Annotated in this window: 19 protein-coding genes and 1 tRNA gene; 5 read left to right on the forward strand and 15 right to left on the reverse strand. The window is 66.7% G+C overall.

Annotated features, from left to right (window positions below):
* Nucleotides 1-61 precede the first annotated feature (61 nt).
* From D6850_RS12690 to petA, 4 genes are all read right to left on the reverse strand, one after another.
* A complete protein-coding gene (locus tag D6850_RS12690; RefSeq protein WP_245964175.1) occupies nucleotides 62-811 on the reverse strand; it encodes a glutaredoxin in 750 nt (249 codons plus the stop codon).
* A gap of 165 nt (nucleotides 812-976) precedes the next feature.
* Nucleotides 977-1,834 (reverse strand): cytochrome c1, encoded by an 858-nt coding sequence (locus tag D6850_RS12695; RefSeq protein WP_425452387.1) that lies wholly within the window; start codon nucleotides 1,832-1,834, stop codon nucleotides 977-979.
* A gap of 8 nt (nucleotides 1,835-1,842) precedes the next feature.
* Nucleotides 1,843-3,186 carry a cytochrome b gene (gene petB, locus D6850_RS12700; RefSeq protein ID WP_121167475.1) on the reverse strand — a complete coding sequence of 448 codons (1,344 nt, stop codon included), beginning with the start codon at nucleotides 3,184-3,186 and terminating at the stop codon, nucleotides 1,843-1,845.
* Nucleotides 3,187-3,200: 14 nt separating this feature from the next.
* The gene (gene petA / locus D6850_RS12705) at nucleotides 3,201-3,761 is read right to left on the reverse strand and encodes a ubiquinol-cytochrome c reductase iron-sulfur subunit (RefSeq protein ID WP_121167476.1); all 561 of its coding nucleotides are present in this window, start codon (nucleotides 3,759-3,761) and stop codon (nucleotides 3,201-3,203) included.
* A gap of 325 nt (nucleotides 3,762-4,086) precedes the next feature.
* On the opposite strand from petA, the gene D6850_RS12710 reads away from it, so the two are divergent.
* On the forward strand, nucleotides 4,087-4,776 hold the full coding sequence (locus D6850_RS12710; RefSeq protein WP_121167478.1) for an outer membrane protein: 690 nt from the start codon (nucleotides 4,087-4,089) through the stop codon (nucleotides 4,774-4,776).
* Between the two features lie 100 nt (nucleotides 4,777-4,876).
* On the opposite strand, the gene mtaB is transcribed toward D6850_RS12710, so the two are convergent.
* Both mtaB and dapF read right to left on the reverse strand, forming a co-directional pair.
* Nucleotides 4,877-6,127 (reverse strand): tRNA (N(6)-L-threonylcarbamoyladenosine(37)-C(2))-methylthiotransferase MtaB, encoded by a 1,251-nt coding sequence (mtaB, locus tag D6850_RS12715; protein ID WP_121167480.1) that lies wholly within the window; start codon nucleotides 6,125-6,127, stop codon nucleotides 4,877-4,879.
* Nucleotides 6,124-7,002 (reverse strand): diaminopimelate epimerase, encoded by an 879-nt coding sequence (gene dapF / locus D6850_RS12720; protein ID WP_245964176.1) that lies wholly within the window; start codon nucleotides 7,000-7,002, stop codon nucleotides 6,124-6,126. Before dapF ends, mtaB begins: the two co-directional genes overlap by 4 nt.
* Nucleotides 7,003-7,122: 120 nt before the next feature.
* Here dapF and D6850_RS12725 point away from each other — a divergent pair.
* Nucleotides 7,123-7,198, forward strand: a tRNA-Lys gene (locus tag D6850_RS12725).
* Nucleotides 7,199-7,293: 95 nt separating this feature from the next.
* Here the strand turns inward: D6850_RS12725 and D6850_RS12730 are convergent.
* Complete coding sequence (locus D6850_RS12730) at nucleotides 7,294-7,875, reverse strand: TIGR04282 family arsenosugar biosynthesis glycosyltransferase (protein WP_121167482.1); 582 nt, start codon at nucleotides 7,873-7,875, stop codon at nucleotides 7,294-7,296.
* A 20-nt stretch (nucleotides 7,876-7,895) separates the two neighbouring features.
* Nucleotides 7,896-9,047, reverse strand: coding sequence for a succinyl-diaminopimelate desuccinylase (dapE, locus tag D6850_RS12735; protein ID WP_121167484.1), 1,152 nt, complete (start codon nucleotides 9,045-9,047; stop codon nucleotides 7,896-7,898).
* 284 nt (nucleotides 9,048-9,331) lie between these two features.
* On the opposite strand from dapE, the gene D6850_RS12740 reads away from it, so the two are divergent.
* A complete protein-coding gene (locus D6850_RS12740; protein WP_121167486.1) occupies nucleotides 9,332-10,924 on the forward strand; it encodes a Hint domain-containing protein in 1,593 nt (530 codons plus the stop codon).
* A 2-nt stretch (nucleotides 10,925-10,926) separates the two neighbouring features.
* A complete protein-coding gene (locus tag D6850_RS12745) occupies nucleotides 10,927-12,021 on the forward strand; it encodes a Hint domain-containing protein (protein ID WP_121167488.1) in 1,095 nt (364 codons plus the stop codon).
* A 7-nt stretch (nucleotides 12,022-12,028) separates the two neighbouring features.
* On the opposite strand, the gene D6850_RS12750 is transcribed toward D6850_RS12745, so the two are convergent.
* The 4 genes from D6850_RS12750 to D6850_RS12765 all read right to left on the reverse strand — a co-directional run bounded on the left by D6850_RS12750 (nucleotide 12,029) and on the right by D6850_RS12765 (nucleotide 14,559).
* Nucleotides 12,029-12,373: a hypothetical protein gene (locus D6850_RS12750; protein ID WP_121167490.1), complete on the reverse strand. Its 345-nt coding sequence runs from the start codon at nucleotides 12,371-12,373 to the stop codon at nucleotides 12,029-12,031.
* A 24-nt stretch (nucleotides 12,374-12,397) separates the two neighbouring features.
* Nucleotides 12,398-12,649, reverse strand: coding sequence for a GlsB/YeaQ/YmgE family stress response membrane protein (locus D6850_RS12755; RefSeq protein ID WP_121167492.1), 252 nt, complete (start codon nucleotides 12,647-12,649; stop codon nucleotides 12,398-12,400).
* Between the two features lie 59 nt (nucleotides 12,650-12,708).
* Entirely contained in the window at nucleotides 12,709-13,536 is an 828-nt protein-coding gene (gene dapD, locus D6850_RS12760; protein WP_121167877.1) for a 2,3,4,5-tetrahydropyridine-2,6-dicarboxylate N-succinyltransferase, read from the reverse strand.
* A 114-nt stretch (nucleotides 13,537-13,650) separates the two neighbouring features.
* The gene (locus D6850_RS12765) at nucleotides 13,651-14,559 is read right to left on the reverse strand and encodes a threonine/serine dehydratase (protein WP_121167494.1); all 909 of its coding nucleotides are present in this window, start codon (nucleotides 14,557-14,559) and stop codon (nucleotides 13,651-13,653) included.
* A 79-nt stretch (nucleotides 14,560-14,638) separates the two neighbouring features.
* Here D6850_RS12765 and D6850_RS12770 point away from each other — a divergent pair, with 79 nt between their 5' ends.
* A complete protein-coding gene (locus D6850_RS12770; RefSeq protein WP_121167496.1) occupies nucleotides 14,639-15,457 on the forward strand; it encodes an LOG family protein in 819 nt (272 codons plus the stop codon).
* Between the two features lie 29 nt (nucleotides 15,458-15,486).
* On the opposite strand, the gene D6850_RS12775 is transcribed toward D6850_RS12770, so the two are convergent.
* The 3 genes from D6850_RS12775 to rlmN all read right to left on the reverse strand — a co-directional run bounded on the left by D6850_RS12775 (nucleotide 15,487) and on the right by rlmN (nucleotide 17,461).
* Nucleotides 15,487-15,678: a hypothetical protein gene (locus D6850_RS12775; protein ID WP_121167498.1), complete on the reverse strand. Its 192-nt coding sequence runs from the start codon at nucleotides 15,676-15,678 to the stop codon at nucleotides 15,487-15,489.
* 265 nt (nucleotides 15,679-15,943) lie between these two features.
* The gene (locus D6850_RS12780; protein WP_121167500.1) at nucleotides 15,944-16,153 is read right to left on the reverse strand and encodes a hypothetical protein; all 210 of its coding nucleotides are present in this window, start codon (nucleotides 16,151-16,153) and stop codon (nucleotides 15,944-15,946) included.
* Nucleotides 16,154-16,270: 117 nt separating this feature from the next.
* Nucleotides 16,271-17,461: a dual-specificity RNA methyltransferase RlmN gene (gene rlmN, locus D6850_RS12785; protein ID WP_121167502.1), complete on the reverse strand. Its 1,191-nt coding sequence runs from the start codon at nucleotides 17,459-17,461 to the stop codon at nucleotides 16,271-16,273.
* Nucleotides 17,462-17,506 lie beyond the last annotated feature (45 nt).

Raw genomic sequence — 17,506 nt, forward strand, 5'->3', positions numbered from 1 at the left:
ACAAGTTCCGCGCGGGCCGCGCGGTTTTCCTCGATGTGATGATCCGGCCCGCCGGCCAGCGTCAGGTCACCAGCATCCAGATACCCATTCCGAACATCATCAGGTTCTCGGTGAGCGAGATCGCCCCGAGCGGCACGTTGCTGTCGCCCCCGACGCAGGCGCATCTGAGTTCGCGACGGTCCACGTAGACCGCCTTGATGACCGAAACCGCGCCGACCCCGCCGATGAAGATCGCGACTGGCGACGCCACCCAGATCAGCGCCCCGGCGAGCATCAAGACCCCCGCGAACGCCTCGCCATATGGATAGACATAACCGTAGCGCACCCAGCGCCGTGCCAGCAGGTCGTAATTGAGGAACATGGTCGAGAAGCTTTCGACGTCCTGCAACTTCTGGATCGCGAGCAGGCACATCGCGATGGCGACAAACCACTCCACCGTGCGCACCTCCAGCATCGAATCGAAGGCCGCCCAGGACAGCGCCAGCGCCATCAGCGCGGCCATGCCGAAGATCGCGATCACCGGGCGGTAGGAGGTGTCATCACTGTCGGCGTCTTCCTTGCCGAAATATTCGCGCAGCGCCTCGTAGCCGCCGATGCGTTCGCCGTGGATGAAGACCTGCGGCGTGGTGTCGACATCATGTTCGCGCTGGAACGCATCCGTTTCCTCGCGTGTCCTGAGCCAGTTGTCGTCGATCTCGAATCCCTCCCGTTCCAGCAGGTCCTTGGCCTTGAGGCCGAAGGGGCAGAGGTGATCAGGCATGACCATGCGATAGAGCGTGGCCGTGCGGGGTTCCGGGTCGGGCTGTGCCATGGGCGTGCCTCCGTTTCCGTGCGCGTCATGCACACAACCCGCCTCCTGCGCAGGAAGGTTCCCGGAAAATCAAATGACGGGCCTGCCGGTTCGGAAATACATGAAAAAAGCCCCGCTCGTGGCGAGCGGGGCCTTGATCGTCAGACAAAGGACGCTGGGCCGGCTCTAGGCGTCGCCCTCGTGCCTGCCCTTGATCGGCGCCCAGAGGCGTTTATTCGTGAGATAGAGCAGCACCGCCAGGATGGTGAGGAAGATCACCCCGGTCAGTCCCGAGAACTTGCGCGCCATCATCTTGGGTTCGGCGGTCCACATCAGGAAGGCGGCGACGTCCTTGGCCTCGTGATGCAGGCTGTTTTCGTGGCCGTCGTCGAACTCCACGTCCTCGCCCCAGAGCGGCTGCGCCATGCCGATCCAGCTGCCCGGCACCATGTGGCTTCCATCCTCGTTCTTGCACGACTCGGGGAACCCGCCGGCGGTGAACGCCGCGTTGTAGCTGCCGGTGAAATCCTCGGGGGCGCAATCGGGCGGCTCGTGGTAGCTGGTCAGCAGGGTGTAGATGTATTCCGCCCCGCCCATGCCGCGCACCAGTTGGTTGATGCCGGTGCCGTAGGGCCCGTGAAAGCCGGCCCGCTTCTTGGCCATCAGCGACAGGTCCGGCGCGTTGGGGTCGCCGGAAGCGGCGAAGTGGTCGGTTACCTTGGCCGCGCGATAGTCGTCGAGTTCGGGATCGTAGATCTCGAACTGGCCCGCGTAGGCGCGCACCTGGTCTTCGGGGAGGTGCGGCCCGCCCTCGTCGGCCAGCGTGCGGATCGGGACGTATTTCAGCCCGTGGCAGGCGGCGCAGACCTCGGTATAGACCTTGAGCCCGCGTTGCAGCTGGTTCTGGTCGTAGGTTCCGAACGGTCCCTCGAAGGAGAAGTTCACGTCCTCGACATGTCCGCTCCCGCCCGCGGCGAACGCCGCCCCGGCCGAGAGGGTGAGGGCAGCGATCGCGGCGATGCCTTGTTTCTTGAGCATGTCCATCTGTCCTCTCATTCCGCCGGTTTCACGAAAGTATGGGCGCCGCCGGCCTTGGGGGCGTAATGCGCTGCGAAATCCTCCTCGACGGTGTCGGGGCGCGGCAGCGGCTTCTCGATGACGCCGAGCAGCGGCAGGATGACCAGGAAATAGATAAACCAGTAGGCCGCCGCGATCAGCGAGAAGGTCGCGTAGGGTTCCTCCGCGGGCATGGCGCCCAGCCACATCAGCGCGAAGAAATCCAGCACCAGCAGCGCGAACCACCACTTCAGCATCGGACGATACCGCCCCGAACGCACCGAGGAGGTGTCGAGCCAGGGCGCCAGCGCCATCACCGCGATCGCGCCGAACATCGCCATCACGCCGAAGAACTTGGCGTCGACGATCCCGCCGGTGATCCAGCTGGTGGCCTGCACCACCCAAACGTCGGCGGTGAAGGCGCGCAGGATCGCGTAGAACGGCAGGAAGTACCATTCGGGGACGATATGCGCGGGCGTCACCAGCGGATCGGCCTCGATGTAGTTGTCGGGATGGCCGAGGTAGTTCGGCATGAAGCCCACGACGGCGAAGAACACGATCAGGATCACGGCCAGCGCGAACAGGTCCTTGATGACGAAATAGGGCCAGAACGATACGGTGTCCTTGTCCGCCTCCGCCCGGGACGTGCGCCGCACCTCGACACCCGTGGGGTTGCTGTTGCCGGTGGTGTGGAAGGCCCAGATATGCACCGCGACCAGCGCCGCGATCACGAAGGGCAGCAGGTAATGCAGGCTGAAGAAGCGGTTGAGCGTGGCGTTGTCCACCGCCGGCCCGCCCAGCAGCCAGGTCTGGATCGGCTCACCGACCAGCGGGATCGCCCCGAACAGGCCGGTGATCACCGTGGCGCCCCAGAACGACATCTGCCCCCAAGGCAGCACGTAGCCCATGAAGGCGGTGCCCATCATGCAGAGATAGATCAGCATGCCGATGATCCAGGTGATCTCGCGCGGGGCCTTGTAAGAGCCGTAATAGAGGCCGCGGAAGATATGCGCGTAGACCGCGACAAAGAACAGCGACGCGCCGTTCATGTGCAGGTAGCGCAGGAAATGCCCGCCGTTGACGTCGCGCATGATGTGCTCGATCGAGGCGAAGGCCATGTCGACATGCGGCGTGTAATGCATCGCCAGGACGATCCCGGTGATGATCTGCAACACGAGGCAGAACGCCAGGACGATCCCCCAGATCCACATCCAGTTGAGGTTCTTCGGCGTGGGAATCATGAGCGTGTCATAAAGCAGCCTGACGATAGGCAGGCGGCCGTGCAGCCACTTCTCGGAATTCGATTTCGGTTCGTATTGATCGTGCGGAATGCCAGCCATCTTCAATCGCGTCCTTATCCGAGTTTGATCGTTGAATCGTCGACGAACGCCGCGATCGGAATATGCAGGTTCTCCGGAGCCGGTCCCTTGCGGATGCGTCCGGAGGTGTCGTAATGCGACCCGTGGCAGGGGCAGAACCAGCCACCGTATTCACCCGCGCCGTCGCCGATGGGAACGCAGCCCAGGTGGGTGCAGACCCCGATCATCACGAGCCAGTCTTCCTTGTCCCCGATCACGCGGTTGATGTCCGCGGCGTCGGTTCCCGGCTTGTTCGGATTTTCCGAGCTGGTGTCGATCAGCGCGCTCATCGGCACGCCCCTGGCGGCCTCGATCTCTTCTTCCGTGCGGCGGCGGATGAAGACGGGCTTGCCCAGGTATTTGACCGTGATCTGCGTGCCGACCGCGACGCCGCCCACGTCGACATAGATCGACGACAGGGCCTGCACGTCGGCGGACGGGTTCATCTGGTCCACCAGCGGCCAGACCGCGGCCCCGGTGGCGACGACGCCGGCGCCGGCCGTGGCGTAGTAGAGGAAATCTCTTCGGGTGCCTTCGTGATCGTCTGCGTGGGACACGAAACATACTCCATTCTTGCGGCGGCCATCGGCCCGTTCTGTTTGGGATCGCGACAGCGGGCGCGATCTTTGCACGCCGATACTTATCCGGGCGCGCGTGTATCGTCCAGCCTGCAATCGGCATGAAATGACATGGAGTGTGCATGTGTCACGCTTGAGCCGGAGGTGCGGCGGGTGTAAGCAGTTCGCGAGACGTTTCGGCATGTCGCGGCGACAACACCGCGCCGGAATCGCGGCGCCACGACAGGGCGCCGCGTGCGTTTTGCGACGTGCCGATATAGCGAAAGCCTGAAAGCGAACGAAACCATTGCCGGAGTGCATCGAGATGCGGAAAACATGCAAGGCGGCGCTCGCCGCGACCCTTCTGACGGCGGCGGCGCCGGCCTCGGCCGAGGTTGAGCTGAGCCTCTACATGGGCGTGCAGAGCGTCGACAACAGCAGCGCGTCGGGAACCATGCCCGGCGGCGCGCCCTTCAGCCGCAACATAAAATGGGACGCCAACCCGCTCGACAACCCGTTCTATTACGGCGCGCGGGCGACCTGGTGGACCGATCGGAACATCGGTTTCGGCCTCGAGGGGACGCACGCCAAGGCCTATGCCAGCGCGGCCGACCGCGGCGCGCTCGGGTTCGACCGGCTGGAACTGTCGAACGGGCACAACATCTTTACCGCCAACGTGATGAAACGCTGGCCCGACGCCTTCGCCGGCCGCCATTTCACGCCTTACCTGGGCGCGGGCCTCGGTGTGGCCGTGCCGCATTCCGACATCAAGGTGACGGGCGCGACCAACCGCACCTTCGGCTTCGAGGCGACGGGAATCGCCGCGCGGGGCATCGCCGGCATGAAATACGACATCAACGAGAACTGGGCGCTGTTCGGCGAATACCAGATCACCTGGTCGGACAACGACGTGACCATCGACGCCGACCCGGCCGTGCCGGGCCAGACGGCGGGCAAGCTGCGCACCGAGATCGTGACCCACGCGGTCAATTTCGGGGTCAGCTACAGTTTCTGAGCGGCGTTTTCTTCGCCAAGGAGGATGACCCGGGAAGATTCGTCGAATTTTCCCGGGCGCGCTTCATTCAGGCCCGAGACTGCAAGAATGCCGGCGCAGCCTATGCGGCGATCAGCCGGCCATCGGCGGCGCCGGTCACGGTGGCCGTGACGATCCGCCCCTCTGCACGGTCCGAGCCGAAACGCACCTCGGCGAACTGTTCGGTCCGGCCCATCCGGGGGCTCTCCATCAGCACGCGATGCTCTGCGCCCACCTGACCGGCGAGATGCGCAGCCACCGCCGCATCGCCCGCCGCGCGCAGCCGCGCCGCGCGCTCCTTGATCGCGCTCCCGTCCACCTGCGGCATCCGCGCGGCAGGCGTCCCGGGGCGGGGCGAATAGGGGAAGACATGCAGCCAGGTCAGGCCGCAATCGCGCACCAGCGCCAGCGAGTCGGCGAAATGCGCCTCGGTCTCTGTCGGGAAGCCGGCGATGATGTCGGCGCCGAAGGTCATGTCGGGGCGCAGGCGGCGCGCCTCCTCGCAAAAGCGGATGGCGTCGTCGCGCAGGTGCCGCCGCTTCATCCGCTTGAGGATCAGGTCGTGCCCGTGTTGCAGCGACAGGTGCAGGTGCGGCATGAGGCGCGGCTCGGTCGCGATGGCGCGCATCAGGTTGTCGTCCGCCTCAATGCTGTCGATGGATGAGATCCGCAGCCGCGGCAGGCCGGGGATCAGCCGCAGCAGCCGCATCACCAGATCGCCCAGCCGCGGCGCGCCCGGCAGGTCCGCCCCCCACGAGGTGAGATCCACCCCCGTCAGCACCACCTCGTTATAGCCCCCATCGACCAGCCGCCGGACCTGGTCGACCACCACGCCCGCAGGGACGGAGCGCGAATTTCCGCGCCCGTAGGGGATGATGCAGAAGGTGCAGCGATGATCGCAGCCGTTCTGCACCTGCACGTAGGCGCGGCTGCGCGTGCCGAACCCGTCGATCAGGTGCCCGGCGGTTTCCCGCACCGACATGATGTCGTCGACCTGCACCCGCTCGGTCCCGAAATCCCCGGCGAGCGCGGCCCAGGTGCCGGCCTGCATCTTCTCGGTGTTGCCGATCACCGCGTCGACCTCGGGCATGTCCGCGAATGTCGCGGGCTCGGTCTGGGCGGCGCAGCCCGTGACGATCAGCTTCGCGCCGGGATTGTCGCGGCGCAGGCGGCGGATGTCCTGGCGCGCCTTGCGCACCGCTTCGGACGTGACCGCGCAGGTGTTGACCACCACGGCGCCCTCAAGCCCGGCCTCGGCGGCCAGTTCCTTCATCGCCTCCGTTTCATAGGCGTTGAGACGGCAGCCGTGGTTGGAAAAGACCGGCGCCTTCATGCGAGCGATCCCAGGAACTGCGCGGTGAGCGCGCCGCTGGCCACGTGCATCGTCGGCCCGGTCATCCAGACGCCGTCCTCGCGCCACTCGACATCCAGCGCGCCGCCGTCGAGATCGACCCGCACGCGCCGCCCCGTCAGCCCGCGCCGCGCCGCCGCCACCGCCACCGCGCAGGAAGAACTCCCCGAGGCCAGCGTCTGCCCGACGCCGCGCTCCCACACCCGCACCCGCAGGTGATCGGCGCCGGTGAGCGAAGCCACCTGCACGTTGGTGCGCTCGGGGAAGAGCGGGTGATGCTCGTAGCGCGGGCCGAACTGCTCGAGCACGACCGCCTCGGCGTCCTCGACGAAAAACGTGCAATGCGGGTTGCCCATGCCGGTCGCCACCGGCGCGCCCTCGACCGGCAACTCGAGCGTGTCCATCGCTTCGGCCAGCGGGATGTCGCGCCAATCCGTCTGCGGCGCGCCCATGTTGACCGAGGTCAGCCCCCCGCCTGCGTTTCGCGCGAAAAGATCGCCCCGTTCGGTCGTGAGGTGCAGCGCGTCGCGCCCGCTTTCGTCCATCAGGTAGCGCGCGATGCAGCGAGTCGCGTTGCCGCAGGCGCCTGCGCGGCTGCCGTCGGCGTTCCAGAAGGCCAGATGCGCATCGCCCCGTCCGTCCGAGATCACCGCCATCTGATCGAATCCAATCCCGCGATGCCGGTCGCCGAGCGCCACGGCCAGCGCATCCAGATCGAGCGCATCCAGCACTCCGGAAGCGCGCGCATCCAGCACATCACCCTTGCGCGCATCCAGCACATCGCCCTTGCGCGCATCCAGCACGACAAAATCATTGCCGAGCCCATGCATCTTCATGAAAGACAATCCGTTGGTCATGCGCGTCTCCGTTCGGTGCCGCGTATAACGCCGGCGCCGGGACGAATCCAGCACCCCCTGCCGTCCGCTTCAGATAAGGGGTTGACCCCCCTCGCTCGTCTTTCTAGATACGCCGCTAGTGGGCCGTTAGCTCAGTTGGTAGAGCAACTGACTTTTAATCAGTGGGTCGCAGGTTCGAATCCTGCACGGCTCACCACTGCAACCGATTGATCGGAATCGCGAAAGAGCCGAGCATCTGCTTGGCGGTTTTCGGAATTTGCAACAATTCTGCGACGCCAAGTATTTGCTGTTTTACGTTCCTGCCCGGATGGCCCGGGGGGCAGCATTCAGGTCGGCGGCGGTATCCACGTCGCGCAGGGTGTCCGCCAGGGCGATGCGCGCGGGGCCGAGGCTGGCGATGCTGTCGGCCAGGGCGTGGCGGGTGGACCAGCGCACATTGCCAAAGAGCGTGGGGGGCGGCGCGGCGGTGCGTTTGAGCCCGGTCAGCCAGTAGCCGCCATCGGGCGCGGGGCCGAAGACCGCGTCGTGACGGCCCAGCATCGCGAAGGCGCGCGCGATGTGGTCGGGCGTCACGCCGGGAATGTCGCCGCCGATGATGCAGACCGGGCCGGGCGGCATGGCGTGCATGATCCGCGCCATGCGTCGGCCGAGGTCGCCGCCGCCCTGGGCGAGACGCGGAAGATGCGCGGGCCAAGCGCGGCTGGTGAGCGCGGCGCGGTCGGGAGAGATGGCGAGGATCAGCGCCCAGCGCGGATCGTCGAGCCGGCGCAGCAGGCGCGCGCCCTGGTGGCGGAACCACCATGCGGCGCCGATCATGCCGATCTCGCGCCCGAGCCGCGTCTTGACCCGCCCCGCGCGCGGTTCCTTCAGCATGACGACGAGGCGGCGGCGCCTCACGCGAAATAGTCACGCAGGATGCGGGCGTAGATCGCCTTGAGCTGGCCGATCTGTTCGACGTTCACCCGTTCATCGACCTGGTGCATCGTGCGACCGACAAGGCCGCATTCCACCACCGGGCAGTGATCCTTGACAAAACGCGCGTCCGACGTGCCGCCCGAGGTGGACAGCACCGGGCGGCGGCCGGTTTCGGCCTCCACGGCGCGCGCCACGGTTTCCGAGAAAGCGCCCGGCGGCGTCAGGAACGCCTCGCCCGAGTTGCGGACCTCGACCGCGCCGGTGACGCCGAGGTCAGCGCAGACCGCTTCGGTTTCGCGCTGCAACCACTCCGTCAGCGAGGCGCCGGAATGGGCGTCGTTGTAGCGGATGTTGAGCGTCGCGCGGCAAGCGGCGGGGATCACGTTCGTCGCCGGGTTGCCGGTGTCGATGGTGACGACAGCCAGCGTCGAGGGGTCGAAAAGATCGGTCCCCGCGTCGAGCTCATGTGACGAAAGCCGGTCCACCAGCCGCGCGATCGCCGGCAGCGGGTTGCGCGCGCGGTGCGGGTAGGCGGAGTGGCCCTGTTCGCCGGTCACGGTCAGGAACGCGTTGAGCGAGCCGCGCCGACCGATCTTTATCATCTCGCCCATCTCGTCGGGGCAGGTCGGCTCTCCGACGAGGCAGACCGACATCGCCTCGCCCTCCTGCCGCATCCAGTCGAGCAGCGCGACGGTGCCGTCCTTTGCATCGCCCTCCTCGTCGCCGGTGATGGCGAGGATGACGGCGCCGTCGGGGGGCGTGCCGCGCACGAAATCCACCGCGGCGGCGGCAAAGGCGGCGACACCCGATTTCATGTCCGTGGCGCCGCGTCCCCAGAGGAACCCGTCGCGGATCTCGGCCCCGAAGGGCGGCGCGCTCCAGGCCGCGACATCGCCCACCGGGACCACGTCCGTATGGCCGTTGAAGCCGAAGCTGCGCGCAGCGCCCTTGTCGCCCCAGCGGGCATAGAGGTTCGCCACCCCGCCCCGATCCACCCGCGTGCAGACAAAGCCCGCCTGCGTCAGCAGATCCCCGAGCAGAACCAGCGCGCCGCCCTCTTCGGGCGTGACCGAAGCGCAGCGCACGAGGGCGGCGGTCAGGTCAACCGGGTCGATGGGCGTATGGGACATGCTGAGCACCTCGCGGCGGGGTTTCGGTCCGTCCCGCGTAGCGCGAAAGCGCCGCTGTGGCAAACAGGACGCAGCCCGCCCGCCCTGTGGATAATTTTCTCACGCGGTCGCGCGTCCTCTGCTACAATCCCGGGCAATTAAAGACCCGAGGCAGGGCAAAGCAGCGGGGCCGCAAAGGGCCCGGATCGAGCGGATCGCGAAAAGCGACCTCATGAAAACGGCGGGATCGTCCCGCCCGTCTGCGTGTTTGCGCCTGTCTCCGGCATAAAGGTTTGGGGCAGGACATGGTTGCAGGCAGAGAGATACCGATCGACAAGAACGCCACGGCGATGCAGATGGCGCAGGAGATCTTCGGCCCCGGCGTGACGGTCGAAAGCGCGTCATACACGGGCGACAGCGACAGTTCGGGCATCTACAGCGATGGCGATACGATCTCGCCCGGGTTCATGCCGGGCGATACGGGCGTCATGTTCTCGACCGGGAGCCTCGACGGGTTCACCCATAACCGGCCATGGTGGTGGGGCGGGTCGAATTCCAGCACCTCGCAGACAACCGGTTCAAGCGGCCCCAATGGCGATCCCATGTTCGACGCGGCGGCCGGCGCGCCGACCTATGACGCGTCCTATATCGACGTCGATTTCACGCCGACGGGCGATCTGCTTACCATGCAGTTCGTGTTCGCCTCGGAGGAGTATCCCGAATACGCGGTCGGATCGTTCCAGGATTTCGTCGGCGTCTGGATCAACGGCCAGCAGGTGGAACTGAGCGTCGGCGACGGCGATATCGACCCCAACAACCTAAATGCCGGAGCCAACGGCAACCTCTTCATCGACAACACGAACGACCAGTACAACACCGAGATGGACGGGTTCACCGTCACCATGACGCTCAAGATCCCGGTGAATGCGAACGAAACCAATTCGATTCGCATCGGCATCGCGGACGTGACGGACTCCAATTACGACAGTACGCTCATCATCGCGGGCGGCAGCGTGCAGGGCTCCGTTCTCGCGATGGATGACAATACCTGGGTGGACCCGAACGGGATCAGGACATTGGACGTCCTGGCCAACGACACCAACAACGGCGCCGGCAGCCTGACCGTCACCCATATCAACGGGCAGGCCGTCAGTGCGGGCGACACGGTCACGCTGAACAGCGGCCAGACGGTCAAGCTCAACGCCGACGGCACGCTTGAACTGGCGGGTGACGGCGACGCTGAGGAATTCACCTTTACCTATACCGCCGAGAACGCGAGCGGAGTAAGCGACACCGGCTTCGTGCTGGTGGATTCGGTCCCCTGCTTCGTCGCCGGCACGATGATCGAAACCCCAAGCGGCCCGGTTCCGGTCGAGACGCTGAAAGCCGGCGACCTGGTGATGACCCGCGACGAGGGGGCGCAGCCGCTGCGCTGGATCGGCGAGCGGCGGGTGTCCGCCACCGGCAACTTCGCCCCGATCTTCATCGCGGCGAACACCTTCGGCGCGCATGACGGGCTGTTCCTGTCGCCCTTGCACCGGGTGCTGATCCGCGACGCGCTGGCCGAACTGCTGTTCGGCGAGACCGAGGTGCTGGTCGCCGCGCGCGACCTCGTCAACGACCGCTCCGTGCGCCGGATCGAGGGCGGGCTGGTGGATTACGTCCATATCCTCTTTGACCGCCACCAGGTGGTCTTTTCCGCGGGGCTCGAAACCGAGAGCTTCCTGCCCGGCCCGCAGACCGCCAACAGCTTCGAGGCCGAGATCGTGGACGAGATCTGCACCCTCTTCCCCGAACTCGACCGAGAGACCGGGCGCGGCTACAGCCCCGCCGCGCGGCGCACGCTGAAACGCTACGAGGCCGAACTGCTGGTGGCCAGCGGGCTGCACGCGGCGTGACCATGGGCTGGATCGGCGTCGCGGACCACGACGGCGGGCGGTTTGATCCCGCGGGCCTTGCCGCGTCGGCCAGCGGCGCGCCGCAAGAGAACGCGATCCCCGACGCGCTCGCCCCGCGCGGCACGCTGATGATCGAAACACACCTGTCGCCCGAGGGCCGCCCGCAGACCCTCCTGCGGTTCGAGCGCGCGCAGCCCTGGTCGGGGCTCCTGTCGCTCCAGGTGATGCCGAGCGGCGGGATCGTGTTCGTCGAATCGCTTGGCCGCGACGTGCGTCACGCGGCGCTGGTCCACGATCTCGACGGGCGCAGCGAACAGGTGCGCGTGCGTTACAGCTGGGACGCGCCGCGCCGCTGGGGGCGTCTCACGCTCGAGCATCTCGCGGCTGGACGCATCCGCAACCGTCCGCTGGCGCCGCCCCACCCGATGCCGCTTGATGACCTGCGGATGATCTGCCGCTACCCCGCCCGCCGCGAGATGGACCGCGACGTGACCTTCCTCGCCGTATCGGACCGGGTCGAACCCATCGGCCCGATGGCGGGCCTGACGGCCGACGTGCCGGTGGAGACACCCTTCGGCCCGGTTCCCGCCGCCCGGCTGAAACGCGGCGACACGGTGCTGACCAGCACGGGCGACATTCAACCGGTGCTGCGCGCGGTGCGCCAGACGGCGCCGGCGCGCGGCAGCCTGCGCCCGGTGCGCCTGCGCGCGCCGTTCTTCGGGCTGCGTCACGACATCCTCGTCGCGCCGCATCAGCGCCTGGTGATCGGCGGCAGCCAAGTCGAATACATGTTCGGGACCGAAGCGGCGCTGGTCCCGGCGCGGCACCTCGTGAACGGCGCATCGGCCTTCTACGCGGAGGGCCCCGATCTCGTGACCTATCATCATATCCTGCTGCCGGATCACGCCACGGTCGTCGCCGCCGGCTGCCCGCTCGAGAGCCTCTATATCGGCCGTCTGCGCCGCAAGCCCGAGGCGTTGGCCGCCAGCATCCTCGCCGATGCGCCCCGCGCGCTGCTGCCCGAACACGCCCGCCCGGTCTGGCCTGTTCTGAAGCCGTTCGAGGCGGTGACGCTGGCGATGCACCGGGTAGCGTGAGCAGCGGCTATTCGTCGCCGTAGAAAGGCGTCATCTGCGTCACGATCACCGCATCCTCGTCCAGCGCCCGCTGCATCAGCGCACGCTCGTTTCCGTCGATCTCGTGGCCTTCCGCCTCGCGCTCGGCCAGGCTGCCATAGCCGGTCACGTCCAGCGGCGCGGTATCTGCCTGCTTGAGGATCGCCACCGTCTCGCGCACCGCCTCGGCCTCGTCGACGCCGCTGGCGTAGACGACCAGCGCGGCGCCGGTGGCCTTCTCGGGCAATCCGTCGCCCGCCTTGCGCCCGATCTCGACCAGCAGGGTATAGACCTGTTGCGTCTTGCGCGGTTTCCCTGGCGCAGCGTCAGACATGACGGCGCGCTTCCGCGTTCGGCGTCAGGCGCGCCCGCGCAGCGCGCGCCAGAGCCAGATCAGCAGGCACGCCCCGACCAGCCCGACGACAAGCTGCGGAAGCCAAGCGTCGCGCGCATAGATGTTGAACAGGCTCAGGATGAAATTCAGCACCACCGCGCCGACGATCCCAAGGCCGATATTGGCCAGAAGGCCGGTATCCGCCTTCATGATCATGCTGGCGATCCAGCCCGCCAGCCCGCCGACGATGATCGCCCCGATCAGTCCGATTCCCATGCCGTTCTCCTTCTTGTTTGGCGATGCCAAACGCGCGAAGGGGGCCGCCGGTTCCGCGCTCAGGCACGCAGCAGCTCGTTTATCGACGTCTTGGAGCGCGTACGCTCGTCCACGCGCTTGACGATCACGGCGCAATAAAGGCTGATGTCGTTCTTGCTGGGCATCGACCCGGCCACGACGACCGACCCGGCGGGCACCTCGCCGTAAGTCACTTCGCCGGTTTCGCGGTCCACGATCTTGGTCGACTGGCCGATGAAGACACCCATACCCAATACGCTGCCCTCGCGCACGATGCAGCCCTCCACCACTTCCGAGCGCGCGCCGATGAAGCAGTTGTCCTCGATGATCGTCGGGCCCGCCTGCATCGGTTCGAGCACGCCGCCGATTCCGACGCCGCCCGAGAGGTGAACGTTGCGGCCGATCTGCGCGCAGCTGCCCACCGTTGCCCAGGTGTCGACCATCGTGCCCTCGTCAACATAAGCGCCAAGGTTGACGAAGCTCGGCATCAGCACCACGCCCGGCGCGATGTAGGCGCTGCGCCGCACGACGCAGCTCGGCACCGCGCGGAAGCCCGCCGCACTCCATTCGGCGTCGCCCCAGCCCTTGAACTTGCTGTCGACCTTGTCCCACCAGCCGCCGCCCTGCGGGCCGCCCGGCTGCGCCTCCATGTCCTTGACGCGGAATCCCAGCAGCACCGCCTTCTTGGCCCACTGATTGACCTGCCACGCGCCGTCATCGCCGCGTTCGGCCACGCGCAGCTTGCCGCTGTCGAGCGCGTCGAGCGTGGCCTCGATCGCCTCGCGAGTCTCGCCGCCGGTGGCGGGCGTGATCTCGGCGCGCGCCTCCCATGCGGATTCGATGGCGGCTTCGAGCTGGGCGTTGGACATGGGATCGGTCTCCGGTTTCACGAATTCTCGCGCCTCCATAGCGAATGGCGACGCCCGCGTCATCCATCCAATGCGACCATTCGGCGCGATTGCGCGCCCGCCGGGGGGCGCACCCTACCCCAGCGGCGACCGGGCCACATTCCCTCCGCAGACCAGGACCGCGACCTTCTCGCCCTTTGCGGGCGCGTAGGCGCCGGACAGCAGCGCCGCTAGCGCCGTCGCGCCCGCCGGCTCCACCAGTTGGCGCAACCCATCCCAGAGCGCCGTCTGCGCCGCCGTGATGGCCGCGTCCTCGACCGTGACCGACGTGACGTCCCGCGCCAACCCGAAACAGATGTCGCCGATCCGCCGCGCGCCCAGCGCGTTGGCCGCAACGCCCGACACCTCGACATCCACGGGCGCCCCCGCCGCCAGCGCCGCATGAAGCGCGGCGCAGTTTTGCGGCTCGACCGCCACCACCTTGCGCCGCCCGCCCAGCCAGCCGAGCGCGCCCGCGATCAGCCCGCCGCCGCCGACCGCGATCAGCACCGTGTCGGCGTCGAGTCCCTGCGCCTCCCACTCGGCCATGCAGGCGCCCTGCCCGGCCACCGTGGCCGGCGCGTCATAAGCGTGAATCTGCATCGCGCCGGTTTCGGCCTCATGGGCGCGCGCCGCCTCGAAAGCGTTCGCGTAGGCGCCCGGAACGACGCACAGTTCGGCCCCGGTGGCGCGAATGAGGGCGATCTTGCCCGGCCCGGCCATCTCGGGGACGTAGACCCGCGCCGGGTGGCCGAGCGAACGCGCCGCATGGGCAACCGCCGCGCCGTGATTGCCGCCCGACGCCGCCACGACCCCCGCCGCGGGCACATCGCCCGCCAAGAGCGTGTTGAACGCGCCGCGCGCCTTGAAGCTGCCGGTATGCTGCATCTGCTCGAGCTTGATCTCGACCCGCCGGCCGGCGAATTCGGCGCTCACCACCGGCGTGCGCCTGACATGCGGCGCGATCCGCGCGGCCGCCGCCCCGATCTCTGCGGTCCAATCCATTGCGCGCTCCTGCTGGTCAAGGGCCTGCGAACCCTCTACCGTCTTCATCAATGAACCAGAGGCAAGGATCAAGCCCACGATGAACGACGACCGCCACAGCCAGTTCCGCGATGCCCATTCGGATCGCAGTTCGGCCGAGCAGGTGCCGGACACGCCGCAGACCCGCGCGCCCGCTTACCGGCTGGCCTTCAACGATACCGATTTCATGTGCCGCGAAGAGTTGCGCCCGGTGCGTCTGCAACTCGAGCTGCTCAAGCCCGAGATGATCCTGAACGAACGCGGCATCAAGAGCACGGTCGTGCTGTTCGGCGGCGCGCGCATCCCCGCCCCCGCCGAGAAGGACACGGCGCGCACCGAAACACTGGCGGAGCTGTCGAAATACTATGACGAGGCGCGTAAGTTCTCGCGGCTGATGACCGAGCGGTCGCTCGCTTCCTACGGGCGCGATTTCGTTGTGGCGACGGGCGGCGGCCCCGGCGTGATGGAGGCGGGCAATCGCGGCGCGGACGACGCGGGCGGGTCGTCCATCGGGCTCAACATCGTGCTGCCGCATGAACAGGCGCCGAACGAATACGTGACGCCCGGCCTCTGCTTCAACTTTCACTACTTCGCGATCCGCAAGATGCATTTCCTCATGCGGGCGCGCGCGGTCTGCGTCTTTCCCGGCGGGTTCGGCACGCTCGACGAGACTTTCGAGGCGCTGACGCTGATCCAGACCGATCGGATGAAGCGCATGCCCTTCCTGCTGTTCGGCGAGGCGTTCTGGCGCAAGATCATCAACTGGGAGGCGCTGGCCGACGCCGGCACCATTTCACCCGAGGATCTTGAGCTGTTCAGCTTCGTGGAGACGGCCGAGGAAGCGGTGCGTATCATCGACGAGTGGCACGAAGACGTCTGAGCGACGCCCGCGCCGGCCCGGGCCGGGAATTACGCCGGCAAGTTGCAGATGCTCGCGCCGCGCACCAGCGAGGTCAGCACCCGCCCCTCGGCAGTGTCGCGGATGGCGTAGCCGTAGCCGCGCAGCCGGTGCTTCCATTCGCGCTCCGAAACCGCCAGGCGCCGCTCGCGCATCACCAGGTTCAGAACGGCGTCATCATTCCCAAGGTCAAGAATATTCATGTATTTTATCCTAATCATGCAATTTGATTGGCACCGGGATATATGCGCCTTGTGGCTGCAATGGTGAGGGAATGGGGCGAGGCCGCGGTCATTCTTGGAAATGCCGCCACATTGTTCCCAATCCAGAAACAATCATGGCGGGAGTATGCGATCTATTATTCTGCTTTAAGTATAGAGTGGAGTGCGCGATGGTAACCGTCATGGAGCGCGCGGGCATATCGCGTCAGATCGGACGCGCCGCCACACGCGCCCCGGGATCGCGCAGTCAGAGACGGGCTTCGTCGGGCAGGCGGCAGATCTCGACGCCATGCGGCAACGTGGTGACAAATGCCCCTTCGGCGCGTTTGCGGACGCCATACCCGTATGATTGGAGCGCGGCGACCCAGGCATCCGAACTCATCGCCTTGTGCCGCTCGCGCATCACCAGCGCGAGAACGCCGGCGCGCACTGTGGGATCGCTGTGGACATAGACCATCTTCAAACCCTCCGTTTGCGAACACGATGCGAACCGGCTGGTTACTTTCGCGTTCGCTTCACGCTCGCATCGAAACGTGGCGGGAGTGAGGTCGAATATCAGCGTTATCGGGATCTTTTACGCGCGCCTGTCCAGCCCGGCCTCCGCGGCGATCTCGCGGCGGGACTTGCGGGCGCGTTCGGTGGCCGATTTCAACTGACCGCAGGCGGCCATGATGTCCTCGCCGCGGGGCGTGCGGATCGGGCTGGCGTAGCCGGCCTTGTAGATGATGTCGGCGAAGGCGCGGATGCGGTTGTTGCTGCTGCGCCTGTAGGGCGCGCCGGGCCATTCGTTGAAGGGAATGAGGTTGATCTTGGCCGGGATGCCCTCGATCAGCTTCACGAGCCGGCGCGCGTCCTCGTCGCTGTCGTTGATGCCGTCGAGCATCACGTATTCGAAGGTGATCCGCTCGGAATTGCTGGCCTTGGGGTATTCGCGCAAAGCATCCAGAAGCGCCGCGATGTTCCATTTGCGGTTTATCGGCACCAGCTTGTCGCGCACTTCGTCGGTCGTGGCGTGGAAACTGACCGCGAGCATGCAGCCGATCTCGGCCGCAGTGCGGTGGATTTCCGGCACGATGCCAGAGGTCGAAAGCGTGATGCGCCGGCGGCTGAGCTGGATGCCCTCCGCGTCCATCGCGATCTTCATCGCGTCGCGCACGTTCTCGAAATTATAGAGCGGCTCACCCATGCCCATCAGAACGATATTGGACAGAAGCCGCGTTTCGTCCTTGGGTGCGCCCGGCGTGGGCCACTCGTCCAGATCGTCGCGCGCAACCATGATCTGCCCGACGATTTCCCCCGCGGAGAGGTTGCGCACCAGTTTCTGCGTGCCGGTATGACAGAACGAACAGGTGAGCGTGCAGCCCACCTGGGAACTGACGCAGAGCGTGCCGCGCCCCTCCTCGGGGATATAGACCACCTCGACCTCGTGCCCCCCGGCGATGCGCACAAGGTACTTGCGCGTGCCGTCAGCGGAAACCTGGCGATTGACGACCTCGGGGATTTCGATGGTGAAATGTTCCGCCAGATCGGTTCGGTACGCCTTGGCGAGGTTTGTCATCGCGTCGAAATCACGCACGCCCCATTGATAGATCCACTGCCAGATCTGACCCGTGCGCATCTTCGCCTGTCTTTCCGGCGTGCCATGCGCGATCAGCGCCTCGCGCAGCGCCTCGCGGGTGAGGCCGACAAGGTTGATCCGCCCGCCCTCCGGCGTCTTGCGGGGGATGGTCATGACGTCCTGTGTGATCGGCGCGGCGGCGGGCATGTCGGTCCTCGAGGCTGGGGTGATACGCCCCTATATAGGATTCCG

Origin of the sequence: Roseovarius spongiae (genome assembly GCF_003651245.1) — a bacterium.
GTDB lineage: Bacteria > Pseudomonadota > Alphaproteobacteria > Rhodobacterales > Rhodobacteraceae > Roseovarius > Roseovarius spongiae.